Genomic DNA, 21,386 nt, shown 5'->3' on the forward strand with positions numbered 1-21,386 from the left:
CCCCAGTGGCGCGCCCGCGGCTGGTGAACCTCAGCGGGGCCGGGGGCGATCCGCGCCCGGCCCCGCTCCCCCCGTCGGTCCCCCCGCTCCCCCGGTTCCCCCTCGGTCCCCGGGCTCCCCCGTCGGTTCCCGGCTTCCGCGCTCCCCGTCGGGTGCCGGGTCAGGCCCCGGTGACCGCGCGCACCCGGCGCCGCGTGCCCATCAGCACCGCGCCCGCCAGCAGCAGGCCGACCGCCATGGTGACCAGCATCGGGCTGGACTCCCCCGGCAGCAGCCCGGCGAGCGACCGCGAGGCGGTGCCCAGCACCAGGTAGAGACCGGCCCAGGCCGCCGCGCCGAGCGTCGCGCAGCCGAGGAAGCGCGGGTACGACATCCGCAGCCCGCCCGCCGCCAGCGGCAGCAGCGCGTTGAACACCGGCAGGAAGGGCGCGACCAGCACCATCCGGCCGCCCCCGCGCTGGAGCATCCCCTCCGCCGCCGCCCAGCGTGCCTCCCCGATCCAGTCGCCGAGGCGGCTGTGCCGCAGGCGGTCGCCGTACCGGCGGCCGGCGAGGAAGCTCAGCGACCAGCCGGCGAGGCAGCCGGCCACCACCACGGCGAAGGTGGCGGCACCGGTGGTCGGGCCGCCGACGCCCGTCGCCGCCAGGATCGCCACGTCACCGGGGACCAGCACCCCGAGCAGCGGTACGGCGTCGAAGAGCATCACCACCCCGAGCACCCCCATGAGCAGGGTGGTGGGGAGCTCTCCGATCTGGGTCAGCCAATCCGCCATGCCCGTACGCTATGGCCGCCCGGCCACCCGGGACATCGGGTCCGATCCCCCACCGCCCCCTGGTATCGGGCTCGGGGTCGACCCTGAGAGCCCGGGGTCACCGGGGGCGCAGCACCTGCACCCGGCGCACGGTCGAGTCCACGGCGGGCTCGGTGGTCGGCACGGGGTAGCTCGCCACCGTCGCCAGCACGCCCGGCGGCAGGTGGCCCCGCCCGGGATCGCCCACCAGCACCTCGGCGCCGCCGGCGGCGGCCCGTCGCAGGAAGGGCAGCACCCGCGCCGCCATCGTCGCGTCGTAGAGGACGTCCCCGGCCAGCAGCAGGTCCACCCCGTCGAGATCGGAGTCGAGCAGATCGCCGCCGGTGGTCGCGACCGTCACATCGTTGGCCCGGGCGTTGACGGTGACCGCCGCGACCGCGTACGGGTCGATGTCGTTGGCGACCACCCGCTCGGCGCCGGCGAGCGCGGCCGCGATCGCCACCAGGCCGGACCCGGCGGCGAGGTCGAGCACCCGGCGGCCGGCCGCGAGGTCGGGGTGGTCGAGCAGGTGGCGCGCGAGGGCCTGGCCACCGGCCCAGACCGAGGCCCAGTACGGCGCGGGCAGGGCGTGCCCGGCCTGCGCCTCCATCCGGGCCCACCAGACGATGGCGTCCTCGGCCAGGTGCAGCCGGACCTCGGGGACGAACGGGATCCGCACCAGCCGGAGCCGGTCGAGCCCGCCGCCGGGAGCGTCGATCTCCCGCTCGATCTCGGTCAGCGCGTCGGCTGTGGCACCTCTCATCGGGGCAAGCATGCCCCAGCCGACCTCGTCTCGCCCGGCTTTCGCGTCGCCGCGCCGAGAGTTCGGCCAGCGGATCGCGGTTCGGCCGGTTACTCTCGGGGTGGCACCGGGCGATCATCGGTCGACGACCGGGGTTCACCCGCTTTGGAACAGGGAGAGATGCATGGCAACCGGCACGGTTAAGTGGTTCAACTCGGAAAAGGGCTTCGGCTTCATCGAGCAGGATGGCGGAGGGCCGGACGTGTTCGTCCACTACTCGGCCATCGCGTCGAGCGGTTACCGGGAGCTGAACGAGGGCCAGAAGGTCGAGTTCGAGGTGACCCAGGGTCAGAAGGGTCCGCAGGCGGACAACGTCCGTCCGCTGTAGATCCCGTGCCGGTGGCGGCGGCCGGCTGACGGTCGCCGCCGCAGCGCGTTTCAGGGCCGCTTCGGCGCGACGGGCAGGTCCCGTCGCCGCCGTAGCGGCCCCATCAGCAGGATCGCCGGGGTGAGCGCGAGCCAGGCCGTCATCACCGCGATCGCGGTGCTGGCCCCGCGGGCCGCGCCGATCGCCTCGGCCAGCACGGCGGCTGACCAGCATCCCGCCGACCGCCGGTCCGGCGCGAGTCGCGCCTCCCGGACCAGGAAGACCTCCGGGACCGCCGTCGCCCGACCGGGCCTGAACGCGCCCGCCGGACGCGGCGGGGTCAGGCCGCCAGGCGGCGGGCCAGTTCGTCGGTGACCTGCTGGGCGATGGTGGGCGGGATCGCCTCCGCGATCTGCTCCGGCGAGAGGCCGGCGAGCACACCGGCGACGATCGCCTGCTCGTCGCTGAAGTCGCTCTCGGACAGGGCCTTGACCTGGGCGACCAGGGCCGGGTATGCCTGCGCCATCGCGAGCAGGAGCATCAACGGCGAACCCGCCAGCGGCGGCGTCAGCAGACCCTGCGTCCCGACGGGCGAGATCAGCCAGTTGCGCAGGTTCTCCAGGTCGGCGAAAACCTGGCCGACCGTACGGGTGGGCGAACCGGTGTTGTAGGCGAGCTTGTCGGTCTGTTCCATGTCGGACTCCTCTGCTGGCGGTGCGATCAATCCGATGGTCGTCAGGTAGCGGCGGAACAGCGGGGTCTGGTCCCGGTTCGCCGTGATCGAGTCGCGGAAGAAGCTGAAGTGGGTGTGCCACAGATGGGAGTTGTCCCCGCTCGTCCGCTTGCGCAGGCGGTCCCACCGCCGGACGACCTTGCCGTCCGGGGAGTAGATGATCTCTCGGAGGTCCCGGCTGTCCGGGGTGCCCGCGGTGCACTGCGCGACGCACCAGGTGGAGAAGCTGCGGAGGTCGTGCGCCCGGCCTGCCACAACGACCCGGAAGAGGCCGACGTCGAGCGCCGCCGCGTCGAGGGTCAGGCCGGAGGAGTCCCGGGGCGATTCGACGACGGAGTAGTCCCTGGGCACCACCCGGTCGGAGCCGCAGTGGTAGCCGCCCCGGTGGGCGGGGTCGCCGACGATGCCGACCTCGGCGGGTTCGAGGTCCTGTTCGCGTACGGTGTCGGGGTCGACGTTGAGGTGGTCGAGCAACAGGCGGCGGACGGCCAACAGGTTTTGCGGTGCCCGCGTCATGGGTTCCCCCTCGGGGTCGGGGACGGGTTCGGGGGCCGGGCACGGCAGTGACACCGCGTAGGCGGTGTGGGAGCCTCACGCGCGGGCCCGACCGGCTGGTGCACGGCGTCGGGCAGGGCCCAACCATAGCTCCATCGATTGATAAATGCCCAGTTCAGAGCAGGTTTTTTCGGCCCTCGGAAACCTGCGACCCCGGCGACATGATCGGTAGGAGCACAGCGGACGGACACTGTGGATCGTGCAGGATCTCCCGCCATCCGGCACGCAGGGTGACCGCCGTGCCGAGGGGCTCGCCGGTGCCGGGGTTGCGCGCGTAGCGCGGATGGGCGCCGCCGGAGACCTGCACCCGCAGCCGGTGCCCCCGCGCGAACCGGTGCGCCGTGGGCCAGAGTTCCACCGGCACCCGCACCACGCCGGCCGAGTCGGTGGGGAACCGGTCGGGCGCGACCCGGACCAGGCCGTCGCAGACGTTCCAGGACCGGCCGCGCCGGTCCACGTCGCACAGCCGCACGAAGACGTCCAGGTGGGACAGCTCGCTGCGCAGGTGGATCTCGGCGCGTACCGGGCCGATCACCTCGACGGCCGCGGCGAGCGGGGCGCTGGTGAAGGTGAGCACGTCGGGCCGGGCCTCGACCGGGCGGTTGTCGACCGGGCCGGCGCGCTGGGCGACCAGCAGCGGCCCGCCGAGCGAGGGCGTCGGGTCGGCCGGGTCGTAGTGGAAGCGGTCCGGGGGCGACGCGACCGGCGCGGCGGTGCTCAGCCCGCCATCCGGGTGCAGGTGCCACGGGGTCGGCACCGCCGGGGGCGGCCAGTCGGGCAGGTCCCGCCAGCCGCCACCGGCACCGCCGACGTGCACCCGCACGGGGGCCGTTACGCCGGCACCGGTCGTCCGCCCGGCGAGGTGGGCGTCGAGGTGGTCCAGCCCGTCGCGCAGCGCGGCGAGGAAGAGCCCGGGGCTGCCGTGGGTCCACGGTCCGACGGTCAGCCGGGGCCGGGCGCCGGCCGCGCGCAGCGCCGCGAAGTCGCGCAGCTGGGCCGGCAGGAAGATGTCGTGCCAGCCGCTCACCATCGCCACCGGCGCGTGGACCTCGGCGATCCGGTCGCCGAAGACGCGCGTACGCCAGTAGCCGGCATCCGGGGTGTGGTGGCGCAGCCACTCCTGGAAGAACGGCACGGTGACGCCGGTGGCCACCCGGTCCGCCTCGGCCAGCGGCAGGTGGGCCAGCGCCGCGACCAGCCGGGGCTGGCCGCGTTTGAGTTCCCACTGCCGGGCCAGCCACGGCACGGTCTGCGCCTGGAGCAGCTCGGCCCAGGTGAGCACGGTGTCGAGGGCGAAGGACTCCCCGGCGTACGTCGAGTCGCGGGTGCCCGAGGCGGTCACCACGGCGACCATCGCCCGCAGCTCCTCCCCCGCGTCGGCCGCGAGGGCCCACTGCACGAAGCCCTGGTAGCTGGCGCCGAACATGCCGAACGCGCCGGACCACCAGGGTTGGCGGCGCAGCCAGTCGAGGGTGTCGAGGCCGTCCTCGCGCTCGTGCACCAGCGGGGCGAAGGTGCCGCCGGAGCCGAACGTGCCGCGGCAGGACTGGATCACCACGTGGAAGCCGCGCTCGGCGGCGAGCCGGCCGAGCAGCCGCATGGGCCCGCCCCGCCCGTACGGGGTGCGGATCAGCACGGTCGGCGCGCCGGGCAGGGCCGGGGCGTAGTGGTCGGTGCGCAGCGGCACGCCGTCGCGGACCCGTACCGAGATGCCCCGGGTGAGGGTGACCCGACGGGTGCGCGCGGGCGGCAACCGCAGCGCGGCGGTGGCGAGGCGGGCTGCCAGCCGGTCGAGCACGACGTCAGCCGTTCGCGCGCCGGGCCGGCTCGTCGCGGGCGGCGCGCACCGCGTCCCGGTGCTCCCCCATCGAGGCGGTCATCGCGGTCATGAACCGGTGCACCACCTCCAGCTCGTCGTCGCTGAAGCCGGCCATCACGTCGTCGGTGCGCCGGCCCAGGGGCCGGAAGAACTCCATGGCCAGCGCGGCGCCCTGCTCGGCGTAGTGCAGGAAGACCTTGCGCCGGTCGGTGGTGTCGCGGTCGCGGCGGATGTGCCCGGCGCGTTCCAGCCGGTCGATCAGGGCGGTGACCGAGCCGGACGACAGGTTGAGCGCCTCGCCCAGGCGGCCGGGGGTGATCGGCCGGCCGACCAGCTCGGCGTCCATCACCGCGATCAGCGCCTGCAGGTCGGTGGCGTTGAGCCCGTGCAGGGCGGCGAAGGCGTGCCCGATGTGCTGCGCGTCGACCGAGTAGCGCCGCAGCCCGGTGCCGATCTCGGCGACCAGCCGCTCGCGGCGCGTGTCGCGCCGCCGGTACATGCCGTGACCTGCCACGTCGGTCGCCGCCTCCTGCCCGTCCGTTCCGGTTGCAGCATAACTCAGCAGTCGATAATCTCGTTAATCAAGATACTCGACGGTCGACCCTTTGCATCGTTCGCGAGGTCTTGACCGTCGAAGGAAATCCGTCGAGAGACCGTGAGGGCATCCGATGTCAGTGTTCACCCGCGTGGCGCGCGGACGGCTCGCCGCGTGGCTCACCGTGGCCGCCGCGATCGTGTTCGGGGCGGCCGTCTTCGTGCTGCCCAAGCCCGACAACCCGGCGGCCGTCTCCGCCACCGGCCTGTCGGTGGAGTGGCAGTCGACCCAGGTGGAGCGCCTCCAGGACCAACTGCCCTCCCGCGACGTCCAGCCGGCGATCGTCGTGGTCAGCCGCGCCGACCGGGCCGCCCTCACCGAGGCCGACCGCGCGGCCCTGACGGGCCAGTCGGGTGACCTCAACCAGTTCGCCGTCGGCGGGCGCGTCAGCCCGCCGCAGGTCTCCCCCGACGGCACCGTCGCGCTCGTCGCCGTGCCGCTGTCCACCGCCGGCGGGCAGGAGGCGGTCGCGGAGCGGATCGACCAGCTCCGCGCGTCCCTGGACGACGCGCCGGCGGGGTTGAACGTGGAGGTCACCGGCGGGCCCGCCTTCGCCACCGACCTGACGAAGGTCTTCGCCGGCGCCGACACCACGCTGCTGGCCGTCACCGCCGGCGTCGTGGCGCTGCTGCTGCTCATCACCTACCGCAGCCCGTTCCTGTGGATCGTGCCGCTCGTCGTCGTCGCGGCGACGGAACAGCTCACGCTGCGCGCCCTCGACACGGTCGTCCCGGCCGTCGGCATCAACCTGCCCGGCGGCGCCGTCACCGGCATCGCCAGCGTCCTCGTCTTCGGCGCCGCCACCAACTACGCGCTGCTGCTCATCGCCCGCTACCGCGAGGAGCTACGCCGCGAGGAGGACCGCTTCGTGGCGATGCGCGCCGCGCAGCGGCGGGTCGCCGAGCCCATCCTCGCCAGCGGCTCCACCGTCGTCCTCGGCGTGCTCACCCTGCTGCTGTCGGAGCAGGAGCTCAACCGCGCCCTCGCCGTGGCCTGCGCCACGGGCGTCGTCCTCGCCATGCTCTCGGCGCTGTTCGTCCTCCCGGCGGTCCTGGTGATCTTCGGGCGCGGCCTGTTCTGGCCGTTCGTGCCCCGCGTCGGCGGGGAGATCCGCGAGGGCCGGCTGTGGGGCCGGCTCGGCGCCGCCGTCGAGCGCCGTCCCGTGCCGGTCGCGCTGCTCGCGACGCTGCTGCTCGCCGGGCTCGCCCTCGGCGGGCTGGGCATCCGCACCGGCCTGTCGGAGACCGAGCAGTTCCGGGTCAAGCCGGAGGCGGTCGCCGGCGCGGAGACCCTCGCGCGGTCCTTCCCCGCCGGCACGACCCAGCCGGTCGCCGTGCTCACCACCCCCTCGGCGGTGCGGGCCGTCACGGACACCGCCGCCGGGGTCCCCGGCGTCGCCTCCGCGCGTCCCGGTGAGGCCGGCGCCCAGGTCGCCCAGGTCGACGTCGTGCTGGAGGCCGAGCCCGGCACCGAGGCGGCGAGCCGGGCCGTCGAGGCCCTGCGGGACGCGGTCGCGGCGGTCCCCGGCTCCGCCCCGCCCGCGGTCGAGGGCGCGCCCGCGTTCGACGGCGCGGTGGTCGGCGGCAACGTCGCGGCCACCTACGACGAGAACGAGGCCAACGGCAGGGACCTGCGGCTGATCCTGCCGATCATCCTGCTGCTCGTCGGCGCGGTGCTGGTGCTGCTCCTGCGCGGCCTGGTCGCCCCGCTGCTGCTGGTGCTCACCGTGATCGCGTCGTTCTTCGCCAGCATCGGCGCGTCGTGGCTGCTCTTCGACCACGTGCTCGACATGCCGGCGCTCGACAGCGGCGTCCTGCTGCTGGCCTTCGTGTTCCTCGTGGCGCTCGGCGTGGACTACAACATCTTCCTCGTCACCCGGGCCCGCGAGGACGCCCGGCGCAGCGGCACCCGCGCCGGGATGCTCTCGGCCCTGCGGGTCACCGGCGGCGTCATCACCAGCGCCGGTGTCCTGCTCGCCGCGGTCTTCGCGGTCCTCGGCGTCCTGCCGCTGATCCTGCTGACCCAGATCGGGATCATCGTCTGCATCGGCGTCCTGCTGGACACCCTGCTCGTGCGGACGGTCCTGGTGCCGGCGCTGGCGTTCACGCTCGGCGACCGCTTCTGGTGGCCGGGACGGGTCTCGCGCGAGCCCGCCGGGGGCGGCGACGACGCGCCGACGGGACGCGAGCAGGTGACCACCCGGGACTGACCGGCCCGCCGGAAGGGGCCGTGGCGGCATCGCCACGGCCCCTTCGCGCGCCCCGGGCACGCCGTCCGCCGCGCCGCGAGGGCTGGTGGAGGCGGCCTCGTGCGCGGCTCGGCGATGGCGGTGGCGGCTCACGCGTCGGCGCGGGCCGCCACCGGTTCGGGCTCGGTCACGTCGCCACCCGCCGCCCTGTCACGGGTGGCCCAGGCGACCACGAACAACGCCGTCCAGGCCACCCCGAGCAGCACCGCCGTGGCGCTGCCGCTGGCGGTGCTCAGCCCCAGGTAGAGGCGGGCGCCGACGATGCCGACCACGCCGGCCGCCGCGGCCGTCCAGGCGGTCACCGCCACCGGCCAGCGCGCCCCCCGGGACAGCAGCCAGGCCAGGGTGCAGAGGCTGGCCGCCACCACGGCGTTCTGCGTCGGGAACAGGGCGGCGTCCCGGCCGTCCGGCCCGCCCGCTGTCGGCCCCGCCAGGTCGACCACCACGGCCAGCACCACCAGCGGCACGAACGCCCCGACCGTGCCGACCACGCTGAGCAGGTCCGCCCGCCAGGGCCGGTGCCGCCAGGCCAGCACCGCCGCGACGACGGCCACCAGCACGATCAGCGACGATCCGCGCAGCGCCGAGACCACCGCGAGCGTGACGTCGACCGCCCCGGGCGTACGCCGGTCGGCGAACCAGTCGGCGATCGCGCTGTCGAGCACCGCGAGGCCACTGTGCCGGACCACCGCCCCGAGCACCCAGGCGATGGCGAGCCCGGCCAGGAAGAGCAGCAGCAGGCCCGCGACCAGGTTGATCAGCAGCGTCCAGGCCGGCCCGACGTGCATGGCGAGCAGGAAGAACAGCACCCCGTACCGGCTGCTGAGCCAGCGCACCGGCCGCAGCCCCGCCGCCCGGGACGCCAGCGCCCGGGCCGGATCCGGGTTGCGGCCCAGCCACCGCCCCGCCAGCACCACCGCGACCAGCGCGGCCACCAGCACCAGCACCGCGCCGGTGGCCCGCCCGAGCAGCCGGGAGACCGTCTCGTACGACTCGCCGGCCAGGTTGCCGACGAGCACCGAGCCGCCCACCCAGGTCACCACCCCGGCCAGGTTCCACGGCGCGAACCGCCGGTACGGCATCCCGGCCGCCCCGGCCAGCCGGGGCACCAGGGTGCGGGCGAAGGCCACCCAGCGGGCGGTGAGCACCCCGCGCCCGCCCAGCCGGCCGAGCATCGCGTCCGCCCGGCTCCACCGCTCGTTACCCACCCGCGCGCCCAGCCGGCCGGCGCGCAGCCGGGGCCCGTGCCGCCGGCCCGCCCGGTACGCCAGTGTGTCGCCGATCACTGCTGCAAGGATCATCACCAACAGCGCCGGTACGAGCCGCAGCGTCCCCGCGTACGCTAGGAAGCCGACCAGCAACAGGGTCGCCTCGCCCGGCACCAGCAGACCGAAGATCACGGCGGTCTCCCCCGCGACGACAATCGCGGCGATCACATAGATCAGCAGGGGCGGCAGGCCCTGCAGCGAGGTCAGCAGGTCGTGCATCGGGCCCCCATTCCCACGGGGGTCAGCATGCCAGGCGCTGAAACGGTCGGAACATCAGTTTCGGCAGAGATCCGGGTCATCTGGGGGTAACACCCCCCGACGCGTGCCCGGCAACCGCAGACAGGAGTATGGAGGGTATGCAGCTTCGCACCGACCTCCGCAACGTCGCCATCATCGCCCACGTCGACCACGGCAAGACGACCCTGGTCGACGCCATGTTGCGGCAGGCCGGCGCCTACGGCGCCCGCGGCGAGGTAACCGAACGGGTCATGGACTCGATGGACCTCGAACGGGAAAAGGGCATCACCATCCTGGCCAAGAACACCGGCGTGCGTTACCTGCCGGCCGACGGCTCCGACCCGGTGACCATCAACATCATCGACACCCCCGGCCACGCCGACTTCGGCGGCGAGGTCGAACGCGGCCTGACCATGGTCGACGGCGTGGTGCTGCTGGTGGACGCCAGTGAGGGCCCCCTGCCGCAGACCCGGTTCGTGCTCCGCAAGGCGCTCAAGGCGCGCATGCCGATCATCCTGGTGATCAACAAGGTGGACCGCCCCGACGCCCGGATCAAGGAGGTCGTGGACGACACCTACGAGCTCTTCCTCGACCTGGACGCCGACGAGGAGCAGATCGACTTCCCGATCGTCTACGCCTGCGCCCGCGACGGCATCGCCTCCCTGACCCAGCCCGCCGACGGCGCGGTCCCCGACGACAGCACCAGCCTGGAGCCCCTGTTCCGCACCCTGCTGGACACCATCCCGCCGCCCTCGTACGAGGAGGAGGCGCCGCTGCAGGCGCACGTCACCAACCTCGACGCCTCCCCGTTCCTCGGCCGGCTGGCGCTGTGCCGGGTGCGGCAGGGCACCATCAGCAAGGGCCAGACGGTGGCCTGGTGCCGCACCGACGGCAGCACCCAGCGGGTCCGCATCTCCGAGCTGCTGATGACCGAGGGCCTGGAGCGCAAGCCGGCCGACTCGGCGGGCCCCGGCGACATCATCGCCGTCGCCGGCATCCCCGAGATCATGATCGGTGAGACCCTGGCCGACGCGGAGGACCCGCGCCCGCTGCCGCTGATCACCGTCGACGAGCCGGCCATCTCGATGACCATCGGCACCAACACCTCGCCGCTGGTCGGCCGGGTCAAGGGCGCCAAGGTCACCGCCCGGATGGTCAAGGACCGGCTCGACAAGGAGCTGATCGGCAACGTGTCGCTGCGGGTGCTGCCCACCGAGCGCCCCGACGCGTGGGAGGTGCAGGGCCGTGGCGAGCTGGCCCTGGCCATCCTGGTGGAGCAGATGCGCCGCGAGTCGTTCGAGCTGACCGTCGGCAAGCCGCAGGTGGTCACCCGGGAGATCGACGGGAAGACCTGCGAGCCCGTCGAGCGGCTCACCATCGACGCTCCGGAGGAGTACCTCGGCGCGATCACCCAGCTGCTGGCGACCCGCAAGGGCCGGATGGAACAGCTGGTCAACCACGGCACCGGCTGGATCCGAATGGAGTGGCTGGTCCCGGCCCGGGGCCTGATCGGCTTCCGCACCGAGTTCCTCACCGACACCCGGGGCACCGGCATCCTGCACCACGTCTTCGAGTCGTACGAGCCGTGGTTCGGCGAGCTGCGCACCCGCAACAACGGCTCGCTGGTCGCCGACCGGTCCGGCGCCGTCACGTCGTTCGCCATGATCAACCTGCAGGAGCGCGGCCAGCTCTTCGTCGAGCCGACCACCGAGGTGTACGAGGGCATGATCGTCGGGGAGAACTCCCGCTCCGACGACATGGACGTCAACATCACCAAGGAGAAGAAGCTCACCAACATGCGCGCGTCGACCTCCGACGAGACCGAGAAGCTGATCCCGCCGCGCAAGCTGTCGCTGGAGCAGGCCCTCGAGTTCTGCCGCGAGGACGAGTGCGTCGAGGTGACCCCCGCCGCGGTCCGCATCCGCAAGGTGGTGCTCGACCAGCAGCTCCGCGGTCGGGCCGCCGCCCGTCGCAAGCACGCCGGCTGACGTACGACGGCAGTCTCCCCCGGAGCCCGGACCGCACCACGCGGTCCGGGCTCCGCCCGTCACGGCCCCGGCGCGGGGGCGTCAGGCCGGGCGGGTGGCGAGGAAGGCGAGCAGGTCGGGTACCCGGCCGGACCCCGCCTCGGTGGTGCGCACCAGCGTCAGGCCGGCGTCGGTGACCGCGTTGAGCAGGCCGGCCATCGGGACGTGCCAGGCGCCGACGCGCACCCGCACCCCGTGCGGCGACCAGGCCCGGAAGCTGCGCTCCCGGTCGGCGTAGCCGCCGTCGATCACGATCCGCGCCGGATCGGAGCGGTCGGCGAACGCCCCCACGAAACACGGGTGCACCCCCACGTGCACGAACCGCCCACCGGGCGCGAGCACCCGCGCCGCCTCGGCGATCACCGCCGCGTAGTCGGGCACGTCGGTGTGGGCCAGCACGCACGCCACCGCCGGCACCGAGGCGTCGGCCACCGGCAGCGCCGCCGCGTCGGCGCGGGCCACCGGCAGGCGCGGGCGGGCGTGCCGCAGCTGCCCGCCGGACAGGTCGACCCCCACCGGCTGCCAGCCCAGCCGGCGCAGCTCCGCCGCCTGCAGCCCCGTGCCGCAGCACAGGTCGAGGCAGCGGCCGGGGCCGGTGCCGAGCAGGTCGCGGAGCTGGCCGCGAACCCGGGTCATGTAGTCGCTGGACGTGTCGGTGGCGAACGCCTCGTACCAGTCGGCGTGCGCGTCGTAGGCGGCAACCGTCACCCCCGCACGGTACGGCCGGACGCCCCGACCCGCTGCCCCGTCGGCGATCCGTTACGGTCAGCCGCATGACCTGGGACGAGCTCGACGCCCACCTGAACGGCGTGCTCGGCACAGTGTCGGCGTACGTGGGGCGGGTCGGCGCCACCCCCACCTGGACCCGGCACGCCGACGCGACCCACTACGCGGCCAGCACCATGAAGGCGGCGGTGCTCGTCGCGCTGCACCGCGCCGCCGAGGCCGGCGCCCTCGACCTGGACGCCCCGGTGCCGGTACGCAACGAGTTCGACTCGGCGCTGCCCGGCGCGCCCCGGTTCTCCTGCGCCCGGCACTACGACAACGACGAGGCGGTCTGGGAGCGAGTCGGCGCCCAGGCGACACTGCGCTGGCTCGCCCGCCGCATGATCGTCCGCTCCAGCAACCTCGCCACCAACCTGGTCATCGGCCACGTCGGACTGCCGGCGGTGGCACGGGTGTGGGACCTCGCCGGGGCCCGGCACAGCGTCACCGGCCGGGGCATCGAGGACTTCGCGGCCCGCGAGGCGGGCGTCACCAACCTCGTCACCGCCGCCGACCTCGCCGCGTTGCTCGGTGCGCTGGCCGCCGGCGCGGAGACCCGAGGTCCGCTGGCCTCGCCGGCCGGCTGCGCCGCCATGCTCGACGTGCTGTTCGCCCAGGAGCACCGCGAGGACCTGGCCGCCGGGCTGCCCGAGGGCACCCGCATCGCGCACAAGAACGGCTGGGTGCGCGGCGTGCGGCACGGCGCCGGGGTGGTCTTCCCCAACGACGCCCCGCCGTACGCCGTCGTCGTCTGCACCACCACCGACATCGCCGACGGCGGCCCCAGCGGCGAGGAGGACGACGACGCGTGCCGGCTCATCGCGCGGGTGTCCGCCGCCGCCTGGGCCGCGCGGCACGACCTGGCCTGAGGCCTCACTCCAGCAGGTGTGCCCGCAGCGTCGTCACCACGTCGTCGGTCACGCCGAGGCCGTCGCGCAGGTACGCCCCGAACGACCCGTGCACCCGACGCACCTCCGCGTACGCGGCGTCCAGGTACTCCTCGCGCACCTCCAGCACCGGGCGCACCGCCTCGACGTCCAGTTCCGGCATCCGCCGCCGCATCGCCTCCAGCAGGACCTCCCGCAGGCTCTCGGTCAGCCGGTTGTTCGCCAGGTAGTCCGCCCGGATCGCCGCCTCGTCCACGCCGAGCGCGCTGAGCAGCAGCACCGTCAACCAGCCGGTGCGGTCCTTGCCCGCCGAGCAGTGGTAGACCAGCGGCAGGTTCTCCGCCCGGGCCGCCAGCCGCACCGCCGTGCCGAAGTTCGCCCGCGCCGACTCACCGCTGACGAACCAGCGGTAGATCGCCGCCATCGCCGCCGGCGTGCCCTGCTCCGCCAGGCCCGCGTACGCGCCCAGGTCGTGGCCGAGCAGCACCGCCGAGACGTACGTGAAGACGGGGTGCTCGGCGTCGTGCACCGGCAGGTGCACCACCCGCGGCTGGCCGGTCAGCCGGTCCGGCGGGGCGACCGCCGTCTCCGAGTGGTCCCGCAGATCGACCACACAGGCCGGGCCGAGCTTGGCCAGCACCGGCAGGTCCTCGTCGGTCAGCCGACCCAGCGCCGGCGTGCGGATCAGCGCCCCCGGGCGCACCCTGCGGCCGTCGGCGCCGACCAGGCCGCCGAGGTCCCGCGCGTTCGGCGCGCCCACCAGTTCCCAGTCCCGCCCGCTCATGCCGGCGCTCCGCCGCGCCGCGTGCCGCCACGAGGCACCACCGCCCCGCGCCCGATGATCCGCCCACTCCGCTCGCTCATGCCGGCCTCCCCTTCGCCTGCCCGTGCCCGTATAGGGTGCCGCACATGACCATCGCCGCGGTACGCGCCCACCGGCTCTCTGCGCCCCTGCACACGCCGTTCGTGACCGCGCTGCGCCGCACCACCACCGTGGAGACCCTGGTGGTGGAGGTGGTCGATGCCGACGGCCGGTCCGGCTTCGGCGAGGCGCCGCAGGTGTGGCAGGTCACCGGGGCGTCGGTCGCCGGTTCCGAGGCGTGCGTGCGCGAGCTGCTCGGCCCGGCGCTCACCGGCCGCGACGCCGACGACCTGGTGGCCCGCTGCACCGAGGTGCAACGGGCGGTCGTCGGCAACGAGGCGGCCAAGGCGGCCGTCGACGTCGCGCTGCACGACCTGGCCGCGCGGCGGCTCGGCGTACCGCTGGTGCGGCTGCTCGGGGGCACCGCCCTGCGGGTGCCCACGGACGTCACGCTCGCCGTGGGCGACGCGGTGGACCTGGCGGCGGCGGCCCGGCAGCGGCGGGCGGAGGGCTTCGGCGTGCTCAAGCTGAAGGTGGGCACCGACGCGGCCGGCGACCTGGAGCGGGTCCGCGCGGTGCGCTCCGCCGTCGGCGACGGGGTCCGCATCCGGCTGGACGCCAACCAGGGCTGGACCCCGCGCGAGGCGGTCCGGGTGATCCGGGGCGTCGAGGACGCCGGGCTGGACGTGGAACTGGTCGAGCAGCCGGTCGCCCGCTGGGACCTGGACGGGCTGGCCTGGGTCAGCGACCGGGTGGACGTGCCGATCCTCGCCGACGAGTCGGTCTTCGGCGTCCGCGACCTGGTCGAGGTGATCCGCCGCCGGGCCGCCGACATGGTCAACGTCAAGCTCGCCAAGTGCGGCGGCCTGCACCCGGCCCGGACGCTGCTCGACCTCGCCGCCGCGCACGGCCTCGGCACCGTCGTCGGGTCGATGATGGAGAGCCAGGTGGGCATCGGTGCCGCCGCGAGCCTGGTGGGCGCCTACGGCACCACCGCGGTGGCCGACCTGGACGCCGCCTGGTGGCTGGCCTGGTCGCCGGTGCGCGGCGGCCTGCGGTACGACGGCGCGACAGTCGTGCTGCCGGACGCGCCGGGCCTGGGCATCAGCTCCGTGACTGAAGTAAAGATGCAGACTGCTGGTTGATGCTCGTCGAAAACTTTCATATGGTCGCGGGGACATTCGGCGCGAGCTGGGGGTGGACGTGGAGCTGCAACCGGGCCGGGAGGCCGTGGTCCGGGTCGCGGTCGCGACCCTCTGGAGCTGCCCCGAGGCGGTACGCCCCGTCGACGGCCCCGCCCTGGCCGCGCGTACGGACATCGCCGCCTGGATCTCCGGCATGGACACCGACCAGCAGGTCGGCGACTGCGTACTGAGCCAACTGCTGCTCGGCGAGCGGGTGCTGGTCACCGAAGTGCGCCCGGACGGCTGGGCCCACGTGGTGGCGGTCGAGCAGCCGGCCCCCCGGCTGCACCCGCGCGGCTACCCCGGCTGGCTGCCCACCGAGCAGCTCGCCCCCGGGGCCGGCGCCTCCGAGGCGGACCCGCTCGTGGTCGACGCCACCGTCACCGCGCTGCGTGACGCGCCGGGCGGCGCCGAGCTGCTCTCCGGGGTGATCCTGGGCACCCGGCTGATCCCGGCCGGGCCGGCGGTCGACGGCTGGCAGCCGGTGCACGCGCCGGGCCACTCCGCGCCGCTCTGGCTGCCCGCCGGCGACGCGGTGCCGGTGCCCACCGCGCCCCCGTCGGCCGAGGAGGTGCTGGCCGTCGCGCAGCGCCTGGTCGACGTCGTCTACATCTGGGGCGGGGTGTCGGCGTACGGTATCGACTGCTCCGGCCTGGTCCACCTGGCCTGGCGGCGGCTCGGCGTGCTGCTGCCGCGCGACGCCAGCGACCAGGCGACGGTGACCACGCCGGTGCCGCTGGGCGCGGAACGCCCCGGCGACCTCTACTTCTTCGCCCGCCCCGGGCGGAGCATCCACCACATCGGGATCGTCACCGCCGACCCGCGCCCCGGCGACGACCGGCGGATGCTGCACGCCTGCTACCTGCGGCGCCGCGTGCTGGAGGAGCGGCTGCCCGACGAGCGCACCGCCACCCTGGTCGGCGTGCACCGCGTCTGACCCGCAGACGACGAGAGAGGGGCGCCCCGGTGGGGCGCCCCTCTCTCGTCGCGTCGCGTACGCCTCAGTGGCGGGCGTCGGTCAGCACCCGCCGCCGGTCGCGGGAGGACTTGACCAGGCTGGCCACGGTGGCCACCGCGAGGGTGCCGAGGATGATCGTCAGCGAGAGCCAGATCGGGATGTGCGGGGCCCAGGAGACGTGCTCGCCGCCGTTGATGAACGGCAGCTTGTTGTCCGCGAGGGCCTCCAGCACCAGCTTGACGCCGATGAAGCCGAGCACCACGGCCAGGCCGTAGCTGAGGTAGATCAGGCGGCTGAGCAGGCCACCGAGCAGGAAGTAGAGCTGCCGCAGGCCCATCAGCGCGAAGACGTTGGCGGTGAAGACCAGGTACGGCTCCTGGGTGATGCCGAAGATCGCCGGGATCGAGTCGAGCGCGAAGATCAGGTCGGTGGTGCCGATGGCGATCATGACGATCAGCATCGGGGTGAAGATCCGCTTGCCCTTCGCCGTGTGGGTGGTCAATTTGGCGCCGTCGTAGTCCCGGGAGATCGGCAGCGCCTTGCGGCTCCACCGGATCAGCAGGTTCTCGGAGAACTCGTCCTCGTCGGGCTCGCCCTGCCGGGCGAGGTTGATCGCGGTGTAGATGAGGAACGCGCCGAAGATGTAGAACACGAAGGAGAACTGGGAGATCAGCGCCGCGCCGGCCGCGATGAAGCCGCCCCGCATGACCAGCGCCAGCACGATGCCGATGAGCAGCACCTTCTGCTGGTACTGCCGGGGCACCCCGAACCGCGCCATGATGATCACGAAGACGAACAGGTTGTCGACCGAGAGGCTGTACTCGGTCAGCCAGCCGGTGTAGAACTGCCCGGCCGCGCTGGCCCCGGAGGCCAGCCATACGCCACCGCCGAAGATCAGTGCCAGGGCGACGTAGAAGCCGACCCAGAGGCTCGACTCACGCACGCTGGGCTCGTGCGGCCGCCGACCGACGATCAGCAGATCCACGAGCAGGATCCCGGTCAGGGCGACGAGCGTCCCCACCCAGACCAGTCCGGACACGTCCAAGGTTCATTCCTCCGGCAGACACGCAACGACGGGCACACCGTACGCCCTTCGTGGACGCGGTGTGCCGGCGACGCTGACTCTGGTGACTGTCGGAGGTCTCTTCCGTCGCCGTCCCCGAGGGGGCGGCGACCGACGGGCCGGGTCGTGCGTCCAGGGATCGGCGCTCGACCGTGCTGACGACTCCGTCGCGGGGGAATACTCCCCTCCTCGCCCGTCATTCTGGCCCACCGCCGCCAGTGGCCGCATCTCGGGTCGTGAGTGTCCTTTCCCACCCTGACGCATCGACGCCGGTCGGCGGCGGGCATCGAGACCGGCCGCACCATCCGTAAGGCATCCTAGGAGGCTAGTGCTCCGGGTCGGGCGCGACCAGTGGATCGGCGAGCGACCAGCCCGCCGCCAGCACCGCGTCGCAGGCGGCCACCGCCCGGGCCAGCCGCCGCCGGTGCGGGCCGGCCAGCTCGACCACCGGCACCCCGCAGCCGGCCAGTTCCGCCCGGAACCGCCCCGTCATCCACGCCCGCAGGTGCTCGCCGTCGCGCAGCCCGTCGTCGTCGAAGGGCACCCCGACGTGTTCGGTCAGCAGGTACAGCGCGGGCCGCCGGGCCGCCGCGCGCACCCGCGCCGACGTCGACCCCAGGTACCGCTCCTCCCAGACGGCCGTGGCCCGCGCGTCCGTGTCGCAGAACAGCAGCGGGCCGCACGAGCGCGCCGCGGCGTCCTCCGCCGTCTGCTGCTCCCGGACCACCTCGGCGAAGTCGTCGCGGTCCCAGGCCACGTCGAAGACCGTGGCCGCCGGGTCCCGCCCGCGCAGCCGGGCCAGCTTCCGCGCGGTCAGCTCCCGGCCGTACTCCGGGACCCAGCGGGTGCCGTAGTGCGCGGCGAGGGCGGCGGCCATCGTGGTGGTGCCTGTCGACTCCGCGCCGACGACCACCACCCGCCGGACGAACCACGCCCGCACCGGCGCGCTGAGCCGGTCCCAGTGGCCCGCCGGGTCCGCGCGCACCGCCGTCCCCGACACGGGCACGCCGCGCCGCCCCGGATCCACGCAGACCGACGCCGCGTCGAACCGCCGGGCCAGCTCCTCGCCGTACGCCTCGGAGGAGAAGACGGCGTCCACCGGCGCCCCGCCCAGCGCCTCGCGGAACACCGCGCAGTGCAGGTCCCAGACCGCCGGGTCGGCGTAGTCCACCGGGTGGTCGTCGTACCGGCCCACGAAGCGGACCCACGGGGTGGCCGCGTGCACCTCGCGCAGCCAGTCCAGCCGCAGCGCGAGCGGGATCGACTCCCGGCTGGACGGCGCCACCACCACGGTGACGGCCGCGCAGCGGGCGGCGGCCGCCTCGATCAGCGCGTGGTGTCCCGCGTGCGGCGGATAGAACTTGCCCACCACCATCGCGTGCCGGAACTCCGGCGCCACCGGCCCGGCGCCGACGCCGTCCGCCGGCGTTCGACCGGTGGCCGCCCCGGTCACGCCGCCGCCGGGGCCGGGCCCGGGGGCACCGGGGTCGGGGCGGCGCCGCGCCGCAGGTCCGCCCGCCACTCGCGCAGCCCGAGCACGCAGAGCCCGAGGAAGATCACGTAGAGGGCCGCGGTGAGGTACAGGCCCTTGTAGGCGTAGAGCGGGATGTAGATCAGGTCGGCGGCGATCCACAGCCACCAGCTCTCCACCCGCTTGCGGGTCTGCCCGTACGTCGCCAGCAGCGACAGCGCGGTGGTCAGCGCGTCCGGCAGCGGCACGGTGGAGTCGGTGGCCCCGTCCAGCAGCGCCCAGAGCCCGCCGGTCAGCACCACGCCCGCCGCCGCCAGCGCCCACCACTCCCGGCGGCCCGTCCGGCCGACCGTCAGCCGGGTGCGCCGCTCGCCGCCGTACAGCCACGCCCACCAGCCGTACAGGCCCAGGCCGACGTAGACCACCTGGAGGCCGGCGTCGGCGTAGAGGCCCGCCGTCCAGAACAGCAGCATCAGCAGCAGCACGTTGGCGATGCCGACCGGCCAGTTGGCGATCCGCTGCCGGGCCACCAGCCAGACGTTGAGCACCCCGGTGGCGAAGCCCAGCAGCTCCGCCCAGGTGGTGCCGGTACCGGCCACGATGAACGCCGTACCGGTCAGCCAGTCGATCATTCGCCTCCCCTTTCCGCGCGCCCACCCTAGATCCGCCCTGCCAGCGGGAACAGGCCCCCGCGACGTCCGGCCCGCACGGCGGCGTGAAAGGCTCCCGGGCATGGTGCTTGAGGTCGCGCTCATCGACGTACTGCCGGGACACGAGGACGAGTTCGCCGCCGCGTACGCCAAGGGGCATCCGGTGCTCGCCGGCACGCCCGGCTGCCGGTCGGTGCGGATGACCCGGGGCGTCGAGTCCCCGAGCCGGTTCGTGCTGCTGGTCGAGTGGGACTCCGTCGAGGCGCACAACGACAACTTCCGCGCCACCGAGCGCTTCGCGCAGTGGCGGGCGCTGATCGGCCCGTACTTCGCCAACCCGCCGCTGGTCGAGCACTTCGTGGACGTGCCGGCCTGAGCTGTCGTACCCCTGCCCTAGGGTGCGCCGTGCACGCGTCGGCCGCCGGTCCCGACGGGCTCGGGGGCGCCGGGCCCGGTTGCCGCGCGGAGATATCCGCTGGCGCCCGGTCGCCGACGCCGGTTGACTGCCCACCATGACGCAACGGGTGGCCCTCGTGACGGGCGTGAGTCGTCGGATCGGCATCGGCGCGGCGGTCGCCCGCACACTCGCCGCGGACGGCTGGCGGCTGCTGCTCACCGGCCTGCCGGAGTTCGACGACGCCCAGCCCTACGGTGGCGATCCCGAGGGCGTGCCGGCCCTGCTGGGCGAGCTGGGCGACGCCGGACACGTCCGCGCCGACCTGCTCGACCCGGCCGCGCCCGCCAACCTGGTCGCCGAGGCGCTACGCCGGCACGGCCGGCTCGACGCGGTGGTCGCCGTGCACGCCTACTGCACCGACACGCCGTTCGGCGCGCTGGATCCAGCCGAGATCGACAGGCACCTGCTGGTCAACGTGCGGGCCACGCTGCTGCTCGCCGAAGCGTTCGCCGAGGCGTTCACCGCCGGATCGGGTGGCCGGCTGGTGCTCTTCTCCACCGGCCAGCGCCTCGGCCCGATGCCGCAGACCCTCGCCTACGCGGTCAGCAAGGCGGCGGTGGAGAACGCGACCTTCCAGCTCTGCCCGCTGCTGATGCCACGGGGCATCACCGTCAACTGCGTCCACCCGGGCCCGACCGACACCGGATACGCCTCGCCAGAGGCGTACGCCGAGGTCGCCAAGCTCTTTCCGAGCGGACGCTGGGGCACGCCGCAGGACGCCGCCCGGCTGGTGCGGTTCCTCTGCTCGTCCGACGCCGACTGGATCACCGGCCAGGTGATCGACTCGGAGGGCGGCTTCCGCCGCCACCTGTGAGCCTGACTCAGCCGGCGGCGAGCCGGTCCAGCGCCACGAGCGTCTCCTCCGGACCGAGGGCCGCGTCCAACAGCCAGCCGGTGAGCTGCTCGTAGCGGTCGACGTCGGCGGCCGTCACCAGCCGCACGTCGGTGGTCAGCGCCTCCAGCATCACCGTGCGCGGGTCGGCCGGGTCGGGGAACGAGTAGCAGGAGTACGGCGTGAGCGGCTGCGCCCCGCCCCGCGCGGCGACGCCCCGGGGCAGCAGCCGGATCGTCACGTGCGGCAGGGTGGCCAGCTCGGCCAGGTGCCCCAACTGCTCCCGCCACACCTGCGGTGGGGTGTCGCCGGCGTCGCAGGCCGCCTCGGCGAGCAGCGCCGTGTAACGGGGCGGGTCCGTCCGCCGCAGCACCTCGTGCCGCAGTCCCCGGGCGCGCACGTCGGCCTCCACGTCGAGGGCCGGGTCGAGCAGCCGCCCGGCGGCGATCCGCAGCCGGGCGTACGCCGGGGTCTGGAGCAGCCCCGGTACGACGGCGGGCTGCCAGTCCACGATGCTCGCCGCGCCCGCCTCCAGTTCGGCGTAGGTGCGCTGCCGCTCGCCCATCTCCCCCAGCGCCTTCCACCAGCCCCGGCTGGTGGCGGCGTCGCGGGCGATGACGATGAGCGCGTCGCGCTGCGGCGGCGGCACCTCGTAGACGTCGAGCAGGTCGAGCACGTCGGCCAGGTCCGGCCGGCTCTGCCCCAGCTCGATGCGGGACAGCTTCGAGGTGGAGGCCCAACCCAGCCGGTCGCAGACCTGTTCCAGGGTCAGCGCCTCCCGCCGGCGCAGCTGACGCAACTCGGCGCCCAGCCGGGCGCGACGAATGACCGGACTCGTTGGCAACGGCATCCCCAGCCTCCCCACCGAGGGAGAGT

General features: G+C 74.3%; 21 protein-coding genes. 8 read left to right on the forward strand and 13 right to left on the reverse strand.

Annotated elements, in window-relative coordinates:
• Positions 1-160: 160 nt before the first annotated feature.
• Both AB0B83_RS18545 and AB0B83_RS18550 read right to left on the reverse strand, forming a co-directional pair.
• Positions 161-772 (reverse strand): VTT domain-containing protein, encoded by a 612-nt coding sequence (locus AB0B83_RS18545; RefSeq protein WP_357579225.1) that lies wholly within the window; start codon positions 770-772, stop codon positions 161-163.
• A gap of 97 nt (positions 773-869) precedes the next feature.
• Entirely contained in the window at positions 870-1,553 is a 684-nt protein-coding gene (locus tag AB0B83_RS18550; protein WP_357579226.1) for a 50S ribosomal protein L11 methyltransferase, read from the reverse strand.
• Between the two features lie 163 nt (positions 1,554-1,716).
• Here AB0B83_RS18550 and AB0B83_RS18555 point away from each other — a divergent pair, with 163 nt between their 5' ends.
• The gene (locus AB0B83_RS18555; protein ID WP_088961229.1) at positions 1,717-1,920 is read left to right on the forward strand and encodes a cold-shock protein; all 204 of its coding nucleotides are present in this window, start codon (positions 1,717-1,719) and stop codon (positions 1,918-1,920) included.
• A gap of 50 nt (positions 1,921-1,970) precedes the next feature.
• Here the strand turns inward: AB0B83_RS18555 and AB0B83_RS18560 are convergent, their stop codons facing one another.
• The 4 genes from AB0B83_RS18560 to AB0B83_RS18575 all read right to left on the reverse strand — a co-directional run bounded on the left by AB0B83_RS18560 (position 1,971) and on the right by AB0B83_RS18575 (position 5,505).
• A complete protein-coding gene (locus AB0B83_RS18560; RefSeq protein WP_357579227.1) occupies positions 1,971-2,117 on the reverse strand; it encodes a hypothetical protein in 147 nt (48 codons plus the stop codon).
• 122 nt (positions 2,118-2,239) lie between these two features.
• Positions 2,240-3,148 (reverse strand): hypothetical protein, encoded by a 909-nt coding sequence (locus tag AB0B83_RS18565; RefSeq protein WP_357579228.1) that lies wholly within the window; start codon positions 3,146-3,148, stop codon positions 2,240-2,242.
• 154 nt (positions 3,149-3,302) lie between these two features.
• Positions 3,303-4,985: a CocE/NonD family hydrolase gene (locus AB0B83_RS18570; protein WP_357579229.1), complete on the reverse strand. Its 1,683-nt coding sequence runs from the start codon at positions 4,983-4,985 to the stop codon at positions 3,303-3,305.
• A gap of 4 nt (positions 4,986-4,989) precedes the next feature.
• Positions 4,990-5,505 (reverse strand): MarR family transcriptional regulator, encoded by a 516-nt coding sequence (locus AB0B83_RS18575; RefSeq protein WP_357579230.1) that lies wholly within the window; start codon positions 5,503-5,505, stop codon positions 4,990-4,992.
• A gap of 169 nt (positions 5,506-5,674) precedes the next feature.
• On the opposite strand from AB0B83_RS18575, the gene AB0B83_RS18580 reads away from it, so the two are divergent.
• Complete coding sequence (locus AB0B83_RS18580) at positions 5,675-7,810, forward strand: efflux RND transporter permease subunit (protein ID WP_357579231.1); 2,136 nt, start codon at positions 5,675-5,677, stop codon at positions 7,808-7,810.
• Between the two features lie 128 nt (positions 7,811-7,938).
• On the opposite strand, the gene AB0B83_RS18585 is transcribed toward AB0B83_RS18580, so the two are convergent.
• Positions 7,939-9,336, reverse strand: coding sequence for a DedA family protein (locus AB0B83_RS18585; RefSeq protein WP_357579232.1), 1,398 nt, complete (start codon positions 9,334-9,336; stop codon positions 7,939-7,941).
• Positions 9,337-9,473: 137 nt separating this feature from the next.
• Between AB0B83_RS18585 and typA the strand changes: the two genes are divergently transcribed.
• Positions 9,474-11,342, forward strand: coding sequence for a translational GTPase TypA (typA, locus tag AB0B83_RS18590; RefSeq protein WP_357579233.1), 1,869 nt, complete (start codon positions 9,474-9,476; stop codon positions 11,340-11,342).
• A gap of 81 nt (positions 11,343-11,423) precedes the next feature.
• Here the strand turns inward: typA and AB0B83_RS18595 are convergent, their stop codons facing one another.
• Positions 11,424-12,089, reverse strand: a complete 666-nt coding sequence (locus tag AB0B83_RS18595) for a methyltransferase domain-containing protein (RefSeq protein ID WP_357579234.1) — start codon at positions 12,087-12,089, stop codon at positions 11,424-11,426.
• A gap of 65 nt (positions 12,090-12,154) precedes the next feature.
• On the opposite strand from AB0B83_RS18595, the gene AB0B83_RS18600 reads away from it, so the two are divergent.
• A complete protein-coding gene (locus tag AB0B83_RS18600; RefSeq protein WP_357579235.1) occupies positions 12,155-13,015 on the forward strand; it encodes a serine hydrolase in 861 nt (286 codons plus the stop codon).
• A gap of 4 nt (positions 13,016-13,019) precedes the next feature.
• Here the strand turns inward: AB0B83_RS18600 and AB0B83_RS18605 are convergent, their stop codons facing one another.
• Positions 13,020-13,817, reverse strand: coding sequence for a tyrosine-protein phosphatase (locus tag AB0B83_RS18605; RefSeq protein WP_357579236.1), 798 nt, complete (start codon positions 13,815-13,817; stop codon positions 13,020-13,022).
• Between the two features lie 125 nt (positions 13,818-13,942).
• Between AB0B83_RS18605 and AB0B83_RS18610 the strand changes: the two genes are divergently transcribed.
• Both AB0B83_RS18610 and AB0B83_RS18615 read left to right on the forward strand, forming a co-directional pair.
• Positions 13,943-15,040: a dipeptide epimerase gene (locus AB0B83_RS18610; protein WP_357579237.1), complete on the forward strand. Its 1,098-nt coding sequence runs from the start codon at positions 13,943-13,945 to the stop codon at positions 15,038-15,040.
• Positions 15,041-15,098: 58 nt separating this feature from the next.
• Complete coding sequence (locus AB0B83_RS18615; RefSeq protein WP_357579238.1) at positions 15,099-16,016, forward strand: NlpC/P60 family protein; 918 nt, start codon at positions 15,099-15,101, stop codon at positions 16,014-16,016.
• Positions 16,017-16,080: 64 nt separating this feature from the next.
• Here the strand turns inward: AB0B83_RS18615 and AB0B83_RS18620 are convergent, their stop codons facing one another.
• The 3 genes from AB0B83_RS18620 to pnuC all read right to left on the reverse strand — a co-directional run bounded on the left by AB0B83_RS18620 (position 16,081) and on the right by pnuC (position 19,203).
• The gene (locus AB0B83_RS18620) at positions 16,081-17,082 is read right to left on the reverse strand and encodes a TerC family protein (RefSeq protein WP_357579239.1); all 1,002 of its coding nucleotides are present in this window, start codon (positions 17,080-17,082) and stop codon (positions 16,081-16,083) included.
• Positions 17,083-17,425: 343 nt separating this feature from the next.
• Entirely contained in the window at positions 17,426-18,553 is a 1,128-nt protein-coding gene (locus AB0B83_RS18625; RefSeq protein ID WP_357579240.1) for an AAA family ATPase, read from the reverse strand.
• Positions 18,550-19,203: a nicotinamide riboside transporter PnuC gene (pnuC, locus tag AB0B83_RS18630; RefSeq protein WP_357579241.1), complete on the reverse strand. Its 654-nt coding sequence runs from the start codon at positions 19,201-19,203 to the stop codon at positions 18,550-18,552. The genes AB0B83_RS18625 and pnuC overlap by 4 nt, the downstream gene beginning before the upstream one ends.
• 100 nt (positions 19,204-19,303) lie before the next feature.
• On the opposite strand from pnuC, the gene AB0B83_RS18635 reads away from it, so the two are divergent.
• Both AB0B83_RS18635 and AB0B83_RS18640 read left to right on the forward strand, forming a co-directional pair.
• Entirely contained in the window at positions 19,304-19,597 is a 294-nt protein-coding gene (locus tag AB0B83_RS18635) for an antibiotic biosynthesis monooxygenase (RefSeq protein WP_132240368.1), read from the forward strand.
• A 136-nt stretch (positions 19,598-19,733) separates the two neighbouring features.
• Positions 19,734-20,492, forward strand: a complete 759-nt coding sequence (locus tag AB0B83_RS18640) for an SDR family oxidoreductase (protein WP_357579242.1) — start codon at positions 19,734-19,736, stop codon at positions 20,490-20,492.
• 7 nt (positions 20,493-20,499) lie between these two features.
• Here AB0B83_RS18640 and AB0B83_RS18645 read toward each other — a convergent pair whose 3' ends face one another.
• Entirely contained in the window at positions 20,500-21,360 is an 861-nt protein-coding gene (locus AB0B83_RS18645) for a helix-turn-helix transcriptional regulator (protein WP_357579243.1), read from the reverse strand.
• Between the last annotated feature and the right edge of the window lie 26 nt (positions 21,361-21,386).

The organism is Micromonospora sp. NPDC049060 (assembly GCF_040649055.1).
GTDB lineage: Bacteria > Actinomycetota > Actinomycetes > Mycobacteriales > Micromonosporaceae > Micromonospora > Micromonospora reichwaldensis.

Bases quoted from the DNA above. Each gene is read 5' to 3' on its own strand.
- AB0B83_RS18550 (WP_357579226.1), bottom strand. From the start codon at position 1,553: ATGAGAGGTGCCACAGCCGACGCGCTGACCGAGATCGAGCGGGAGATC.
- AB0B83_RS18565 (WP_357579228.1), bottom strand. From the start codon at position 3,148: ATGACGCGGGCACCGCAAAACCTGTTGGCCGTCCGCCGCCTGTTGCTC.
- AB0B83_RS18585 (WP_357579232.1), bottom strand. From the start codon at position 9,336: ATGCACGACCTGCTGACCTCGCTGCAGGGCCTGCCGCCCCTGCTGATC.
- AB0B83_RS18555 (WP_088961229.1), top strand. From the start codon at position 1,717: ATGGCAACCGGCACGGTTAAGTGGTTCAACTCGGAAAAGGGCTTCGGC.
- AB0B83_RS18645 (WP_357579243.1), bottom strand. From the start codon at position 21,360: ATGCCGTTGCCAACGAGTCCGGTCATTCGTCGCGCCCGGCTGGGCGCC.
- AB0B83_RS18640 (WP_357579242.1), top strand. From the start codon at position 19,734: ATGACGCAACGGGTGGCCCTCGTGACGGGCGTGAGTCGTCGGATCGGC.
- typA (WP_357579233.1), top strand. From the start codon at position 9,474: ATGCAGCTTCGCACCGACCTCCGCAACGTCGCCATCATCGCCCACGTC.
- AB0B83_RS18600 (WP_357579235.1), top strand. From the start codon at position 12,155: ATGACCTGGGACGAGCTCGACGCCCACCTGAACGGCGTGCTCGGCACA.
- AB0B83_RS18635 (WP_132240368.1), top strand. From the start codon at position 19,304: ATGGTGCTTGAGGTCGCGCTCATCGACGTACTGCCGGGACACGAGGAC.
- AB0B83_RS18575 (WP_357579230.1), bottom strand. From the start codon at position 5,505: ATGTACCGGCGGCGCGACACGCGCCGCGAGCGGCTGGTCGCCGAGATC.
- AB0B83_RS18580 (WP_357579231.1), top strand. From the start codon at position 5,675: ATGTCAGTGTTCACCCGCGTGGCGCGCGGACGGCTCGCCGCGTGGCTC.
- AB0B83_RS18610 (WP_357579237.1), top strand. From the start codon at position 13,943: ATGACCATCGCCGCGGTACGCGCCCACCGGCTCTCTGCGCCCCTGCAC.
- pnuC (WP_357579241.1), bottom strand. From the start codon at position 19,203: ATGATCGACTGGCTGACCGGTACGGCGTTCATCGTGGCCGGTACCGGC.
- AB0B83_RS18605 (WP_357579236.1), bottom strand. From the start codon at position 13,817: ATGAGCGGGCGGGACTGGGAACTGGTGGGCGCGCCGAACGCGCGGGAC.
- AB0B83_RS18545 (WP_357579225.1), bottom strand. From the start codon at position 772: ATGGCGGATTGGCTGACCCAGATCGGAGAGCTCCCCACCACCCTGCTC.